The following is a 7,254-nucleotide window of genomic DNA, read 5'->3' on the forward strand; positions in this document are numbered from 1 at the left end:
AATTGCTTTATAGTCTTTCCATTCAGACTTTTCTCCTTGAGGTCTCCTGAGTCGTACTTTTCCACCATCTGCACTTATAGCTTTTCTCAGAAAGATGAGGTACAATAACAGCAGTGTGTAAACAGTTAAAAATATTTGACGATGTAACTTGTCCGAACGCAAACTCGATGGCTTTTCCTAACTCTTGATAATTAGTAGTCTTGATAGAACGGAGAATGATTTTAAGTTTTGACCACAGATTCTCAATTGGTGAAAAATCGGGTGAATAAGGTGATAAGTATATTAATTTTGCGCCTTTCTTTTCAAGAGCTTTTTTGACTTTTTCTCCCAGGTGAATAGGACAATTATCCATCACCACACAAGCACCTTTTCAGAGTTTGGGTACGAGTTTTCTGATAATAAAAGCTTCAAATGTAATTGCATCAGTTCCGCCTATTAGATTAACCGATGTCAAAATTTCATTGACTGACATTGCTCCAATTATTGAGACATTTTTGCCACGTTTAGTTGGTTTGGGCCCCTTGGCTCTGTCACCTTTTTGCATACCTAGCATATAACCTCACCCTTGCCAAATTAACTCCCGATTCCTCAAGGAATATTAAGTCTTTCAAACTAATTTTTTTAATTGTTTCCCAGAACTCACATCGCAGGATTTGAACTCGGTCTGTGCCTTTGCCTGAAGGGAATAGAGTTTTTTTTTACAGTAATGTTTAAGAGTTTTATCATTCTTACTATGGTAGCTCTACTAACGGAAAATCCGAGTTTTCCATAAAGTAAATAACAGAGTTCTTCAAGAGTTGCATCATTATTTTCTTCAATCAATTGGGCCAAGATGAGTAGTGGCTCCGCATTGAGTTTGCCTTTGACTCCACATCGGTCAGTTCTCGGAGTAATGTTTTTTGTTTCACGATATTGTTTAAGCAATTTTTGTACAAAACTCAGGGCTACAGAAAAACGCTTAGCTATTGCTTTTTGTGAAATGGGTTCAGCATGATAAGTATCAAGGATTTTTTGCCTAAAATCAATCGAATAAGCTTTCATTTTTAACAATGTATGAAGTTTGGTACAAGTAAACGTGTTGTGAATCAACCATCGCGCATTGGTAACAAGTTAGAAAAGAGTAGATTTTGTCAATACCCCTTTGTGTAGAAATATAATTGAATAATAATGATAATCAAACAAGGGAGTAAGAGTGGAGAGTCCGCCGACGGCGGACTCTCCACCACCAGTGATTATCATTATAAATAAGTTGTTCACTCGCTCTAGTTGCAGGCGATCGATAATAGTTGCACCGCAAGCGCACGGCAGCGCCGGAGTCGCATGAGAATTGCAGGCGTTGGTATTATCAACTGATAGAATTGACAAATAATTGAGCGATTGTGTAGGTCAGCAAATATGGTCAAGAGTCAAAAAACCAACCGTGACCACGCCAAAAAAACTCACAGGCCAATGGTAGAAGAAGAGGTAATCGCTTCGCAACTATCTGCATTACTAACACCAGCCATCACCTCACAAGAAAATTACTACCGCCAACTGGGTTTACGAGGGAGAATTCTCAACTTACCATTAATGGTAGCAGCAGTATTAACCTTGCTGTGGCGAGACGTAGCTGGAGTGACAGAACTCACAAGAATGCTGGCAAGAGAAGGTTTTTTGTGGTGCCGACCTACGACAGTTACTCAACAAGCAATGTCTCAAAGATTTTTAAGTTTTCCTGCCACCTTATTTGAGGGAGTCTTCAAAAATTTATTACCAATTTTAAGAACTGCTTGGTACAAGAGAAACCAACGACCTCTACCAGAAAGCATTCAATTTGCATTGACCAAATTTTCGAGAATTTGGATAGTGGATAGCTCAACGCTCGAAGCATTGTTTTGCAAGCTCAAAAGTCTGGAAGATATACCGCGAGGGCAGTTGGCAGGAAAAATGGCAACAGTCATAGATTTAATGACCAGGCTACCTGTTGAAGTTTGGTTTCAGGAAAACCCGAGAGCTTCTGATGTTAAGCTTGAAGAAAATTTCCTGCAATTAGTGCCAACTCAAACCTTACTCTTACTGGATAGAGGATTTTATCATTTTAGCTTTTTGCTCAAATTAATTGAACGAGATATCCACTTAATTACTCGCTTAAAAAAAGGAGCATCAATTAAATTATAACAAGTATTTACCAAGAGTTACGACCTGCGAGATAGTCGAATTCGTCTCGGGTCAGGAACTGCAAAAACTCCATTTATTACCTTACGTCTGATTGAAGTTCGTTCAGGTAAGATTTGGCATTCTTATTTAACAAGCGTACTAGATCCTCATGTATTACCTCCCTACGTTGTGGCAGATTTATATCGTAGGCGCTCTTCGGATTGAAGATGCTTTTAATACCGTCAAAAGACTCTTGGGCTTAAGTTATTTGTGGACGGGTTCTCTCAACGGCATTCAGCTCCAAATTTGGGGGACTTGGATATTTTATGCGCTCTTGGTCGATTTAGGTGATGCCGTTGCTGACCAACTCTCTTTACCAATAGATTCGATTTCATTAGAAATGATTTACCGGGGTCTTTACCATTTTTATGTAGCTCATCAACAAGGTAAGGCAACTGACCCTCCAAAGTATTTCGCCGCGCCCGAAAACCAAGATTTAGGTATTGTTAAATCTCAACGAAAGCCCAATGTTAAGTTAATTGTTGCACCTTTCCCTGATCGACAGCGAGGCCTGGAGCAATTTTTCTTTGACACATCTTCTCAAATCCCCTTGACAACTGCCATACAGGCTTAACTTGTTACCAATGACCATCGCGTGCTGTCAAAAAAATGCTATTATGTGTGGTATGGCTTTCGCGTGGCTTTACTGAACCATGTAATTATAGTTCATTTGAGCTGATCTTCTCTGTTTGACCCTCAGGAGTGAGTGTCAGTAACATGATACCTCATCTTTCTGAGAAAGGCTATACCTCACGTCAAGAACTTTCTGGATTATCTAGAACGACATCGATGTAGAATTCCTGATTATCAGGCGATGCAGTCTCAAAAGATCACAATTGGTTCGCTTTGCTGTCGAGGCGACAATTAAACAGATTGGACGGAGAATCAAAATATCCGGGGCCGGGTGGAATCGTGACAATCTGGCTCAAGTTCTGAAACATCGTTGTGCTTATTTAAATCTCGCTTTGGTCTGAATAGTATTTATACTCATTACATATTTGAGATGCTCCCGATGTCTCTTTTTATGCAAGCTTTGCTTTTTGATCTCCGTAATTTCCGATTGTGACAGTTGAGGGTGCGGAATGTGGGTTCAAATAAACATTGCCAACACTTGACAATCCGCTACAAAGGCTTAAAAGTTTCTGCACTATGATCTCCGATTTTCGAGGCTAAGACTCCTGGTTGCTTGTGATTAACTGCTGTCCAAATCCAAAGTTTATTACCCTTGTTGCCCGTGAAGGTCTGGAGTTCATCAAGGTCTGTAATTTCGCTGGGGGGGGTAACAACCAGCCTGAAACCCATACCTTTGTAAGGATTGAGCCAATCCGCTGCTCACAAAAGATAGGCAGTATAATTGTTACACGCTTGCCTATCTCAAAAATAATGATACCAACATTCTACCTCATTCATTTAAAAAAACAACTAAGTTCAGCTCAATTTAAACTGATTGGAATATTGCTACCCTTGATACAATCAGAAAAACAAGTGAGATTAGAACGGCTCTCCCGGGTATTTCCCTATCCAATTACAACAGAAAGTCGGCGTAGAAAACTACAAAGATTTCTCGATTTACCGAACTTAACTATCTCACTAATTTGGTTCCCATTAATTACTTGTTGGTTGATTACTTATTGCCGTGTTGGTCAAACTTTATCAATTGCAATCGACCGCAGTCAATGGGGGCGCATTAATCTCTTTATGGTTAGCCTGATCTGGGAACGAAGAGCAATTCCATTATACTGGTCACTGTTGCCAAAATTGGGAAACAGTAGCTTCGAGTCACATCCTACCAATTTACAGCAAGTTTTACCATTATTTTCAGAATATAAAGTTATCGTTTTAGGAGACCGTGAATTTTGTTATGTCGATTTGGGAAACTGGCTGAGGGAAAAGGGTGTATCTTTTTGTTTAAGACTAAAAAAGAATCATCTTAATCGCAACGGAACATTTAGTTTGGCAACGGTTAGATGAATTAGGAATAATACTCTTAAACCTCTTGATATTTTCAAGGTAAATGATTCAGAAAAACTCAGCCTGCTATAGCAATCCTAAATCATTATCATGAGTACGGTACAATTATATGCAATACTTGATTATGACAAAAAAATGAATAACTTACAACTGCCACCCATAGATATGGAAAAAGAAATACCCCAATTAGAATCTTTCATTAAAAGCGATATCGATGCAAGAGAACTAAAACGAGCAATAGCTGTCATGATGGCGCTTGAAGGTAAGCTGTATCATGAAATTAGCAAAATATTAGGTGTAAGTAAATTCTTTGTGGGTTATTGGAAAAAGATTTTTAAAACCCAAGGCATCGAAGGAATAAAACTACGATATAAAGGCTCACAAGGGTATTTAACAGAGCGACAAACGGATGTAGTAGTCGAGTGGTTAAAGAATAAAGAATATTGGAACTTAGAGGAATTAGTGACTTATGTAGAACAAGAGTTTGGTGTGAGCTATAAATCAAAACAGAGTTATTATGAACTTTTTGCTGCTGCTAATATTAGTTGGAAAAAGACTCAAAAAATTAATCCCAAATCCGATGAAGAACTGGTAAAAAAAAAAGAGGGAAGAAATTAACGATATTTTATTTAAAAACAAGGCTGGTATAGAATCGGGGGAAATAATAGTATTGTTTTTAGATGAATGTCATCTACTTCATGGTGATCTGACTGGTTATGTTTGGGGTCAATCCCAAATCAGAATTGAAGTCCCAATTACCAATAAAAAAGATAGACAAACTTATTTTGGCGCACTCAATTATCAAAGCAAAGAATTCCATATTCAGAGCCATCCATCTGGTGATGGAAAGTCAACAGTTAAGTTCATAAAATACTTACAAAATAAATATAAAAATCGCAAACTTATCTTGATTTGGGATGGAGCTAGTTATCATAAATATGGAGAATTCAGAGAATTTTTATTAGAACTAAATGGTGACAAAGAACCTGAGAATTGGTCAATTACTTGTATTTTATTTGCTCCCAATGCTCCCCAACAGAATCCAGTGGAAGATATTTGGTTACAAGCTAAAAACTTTTTAAGAAAGTATTGGTATTTATGTAGGTCTTTTAAGATTGTCAAATTTTTGGAGAGAGTTTTTTACTAAGGAACATAAATTTGATTTCCCCAAAATACGTCAATATACTTACAAACAGAAAATTATTTAGGATTGTTTATAAATATAGAAAATCCTTTAGGATTGCTATACTGGATTTGATGTTACTTGTAAGTGGAAAAGAAACTACGGGGGATGGAAGGTTGATGAAGCGTGGTTTATTCTCACGAATTTAGGGTCATGGCCGGCAGCTATCGATGCTTACAAGCAACGGATGGGCATTGAAGAAATGTTTCGAGATTGTAAAACAGGAGGCTACGATCTTGAAGGAACTAGCTTAAAAGGAGACCGACTTATCAACATGATTTTACTCATGACACTCGCCTACAGTTCGGGAATATTTCAAGGCACTGAAATGAGAAAAAAGCAGGTAGCAAAATATGTATGCCGGCGTCAAGAACCTAAAAAAAGATATCGAAGACGCAGTACATTTGGTGTTGGTTTAGATGGAGAAAAGTGGGTCAATTATCTCGAACAATATTCTGACGAGGTAGAACAGTTAATGAAGTTAACTCCAAACAAACGGCGCTTTTATCAACAAGGTATGCGGGCCGCAACCCTTATACAGTCTATCTCATAGACCTCTTTGTCACCCCCCCAGGTAATTTCGGGGATTTCCTCGAACTGTGGCGCATCACGGATTTGGTAACCAGCTTCCCTTATCCAGTGGATGATCGTAGTGTAGTGGATTCCGGTGACTCGCAAGGGTGCCCTGCAGCCCCATACCATTGAGGTACATGTTCAGGCACAGTTGCTTAACCCTCTTTTGTGACTTTCGGGAAAAAATAATCAGGAACGCTTAGAGCATAAGACTTTTACCAAAAATCCTGATTTCAGCTATTCTTTTAGAAAATAAACGCTCAAATGCTCGCTATATCTACAGTTAAAAATTTGGCTCTTATTTTTATTTTCCCAGAGTGACAGAAGAGGGTTACCATCGTCAGAATATTTCCAATCGCGATAGCTTTCGAGGAACGGGCGACCGCAGTGCTTGCATTTGTAGCACTGTCTCTCAGTACGATGACCATTCTTATCCCTCTTTTGTCACTTTCGGGAAAAAATAATCAGGAACGCTTAGAGCATAAGACTTTTACCAAAAATCCTGATTTCAGCTATTCTTTTAGAAAATAAACGCTCAAATGCTCGCTATATCTACAGTTAAAAATTTGGCTCTTATTTTTATTTTCCCAGAGTGACAGAAGAGGGTTACCATCGTCAGAATATTTCCAATCGGGATAGCTTTCGAGGAACGGGCGACCGCAGTGCTTGCATTTGTAGCACTGTCTCTCAGTACGATGACCATTCTTATCCCTCTTTTGTCACTTTCGGGAAAAAATAATCAGGAACGCTTAGAGCATAAGACTTTTACCAAAAATCCTGATTTCAGCTATTCTTTTAGAAAATAAACGCTCAAATGCTCGCTATAAGCTGTGTCGAGCATTTAAATTACATATTGTCTGTTCCCCGTTTCCCGTTTCCTGTTCCCTTTCACCAAATCCTCACACCCTATTTAAATGCACAACAGCTTATCTACAGTTAAAAATTTGGCTCTTATTTTTATTTTCCCAGAGTGACACCAGAGGGTTATATCTCGCTTGAGTCGCAATTAGGACACTTCATCGGGATTAACCTCCGTCCACTCTACTTATTCCTCTTTTACCATGATAACCATTAGTCTTTCAGCAACGCCGGAGTATCCGGTCAATAGCGCTTCTTTTGAACCCATTTGAGATATTTATGACGCTCGACAGACAACCGGCTCTCGACTCGCAGCCTCAAAGATGTCAAATGGGTTCTCTAGTCCAAGTAAGCGCCATCATCATAAAAGCCGTATTTTTGCCCAAAAAAAGACCTCATAGTTAAAAGAGGAGTCAGCCAGGGGATACCGGAGCGGTGAAGGACAGCTCAAACCTTTACTGTGTATAGGTTCC

4 protein-coding genes and 3 pseudogenes are annotated in these 7,254 nt (G+C 38.8%); 6 read left to right on the top strand and 1 reads right to left on the bottom strand.

Annotated features, from left to right (window positions below):
- Positions 1 to 86: 86 nt before the first annotated feature.
- Positions 87 to 1,041: pseudogene (locus tag QUA34_RS29475) on the bottom strand (IS630 family transposase).
- 408 nt (positions 1,042 to 1,449) lie between these two features.
- On the opposite strand from QUA34_RS29475, the pseudogene QUA34_RS29480 reads away from it, so the two are divergent.
- From QUA34_RS29480 to QUA34_RS29510, 6 genes and pseudogenes are all read left to right on the top strand, one after another.
- Positions 1,450 to 2,770 (top strand): annotated as a pseudogene (locus tag QUA34_RS29480) (IS4 family transposase).
- Positions 2,771 to 2,956: 186 nt separating this feature from the next.
- Positions 2,957 to 3,170: pseudogene (locus QUA34_RS29485) on the top strand (ISKra4 family transposase); the annotation flags it as partial.
- Positions 3,171 to 3,378: 208 nt separating this feature from the next.
- Positions 3,379 to 4,167: a hypothetical protein gene (locus QUA34_RS29495; RefSeq protein WP_445242857.1), complete on the top strand. Its 789-nt coding sequence runs from the start codon at positions 3,379 to 3,381 to the stop codon at positions 4,165 to 4,167.
- 90 nt (positions 4,168 to 4,257) lie between these two features.
- On the top strand, positions 4,258 to 4,785 hold the full coding sequence (locus QUA34_RS29500) for a winged helix-turn-helix domain-containing protein (RefSeq protein ID WP_333332786.1): 528 nt from the start codon (positions 4,258 to 4,260) through the stop codon (positions 4,783 to 4,785).
- Positions 4,786 to 4,837: 52 nt separating this feature from the next.
- A complete protein-coding gene (locus tag QUA34_RS29505) occupies positions 4,838 to 5,314 on the top strand; it encodes a transposase (protein ID WP_333332783.1) in 477 nt (158 codons plus the stop codon).
- Between the two features lie 223 nt (positions 5,315 to 5,537).
- Complete coding sequence (locus QUA34_RS29510; protein ID WP_333332780.1) at positions 5,538 to 5,903, top strand: hypothetical protein; 366 nt, start codon at positions 5,538 to 5,540, stop codon at positions 5,901 to 5,903.
- The last annotated feature ends 1,351 nt before the right edge of the window (positions 5,904 to 7,254 follow it).

Origin of the sequence: Microcoleus sp. POL10_C6 (assembly GCF_036701585.1) — a bacterium.
Classification (GTDB): domain Bacteria; phylum Cyanobacteriota; class Cyanobacteriia; order Cyanobacteriales; family Microcoleaceae; genus Microcoleus.

Coding starts and splice junctions, on each gene's coding strand:
- QUA34_RS29510 (WP_333332780.1), top strand. CDS start 5,538: ATGGGCATTGAAGAAATGTTTCGAGATTGTAAAACAGGAGGCTACGAT.
- QUA34_RS29500 (WP_333332786.1), top strand. CDS start 4,258: ATGAGTACGGTACAATTATATGCAATACTTGATTATGACAAAAAAATG.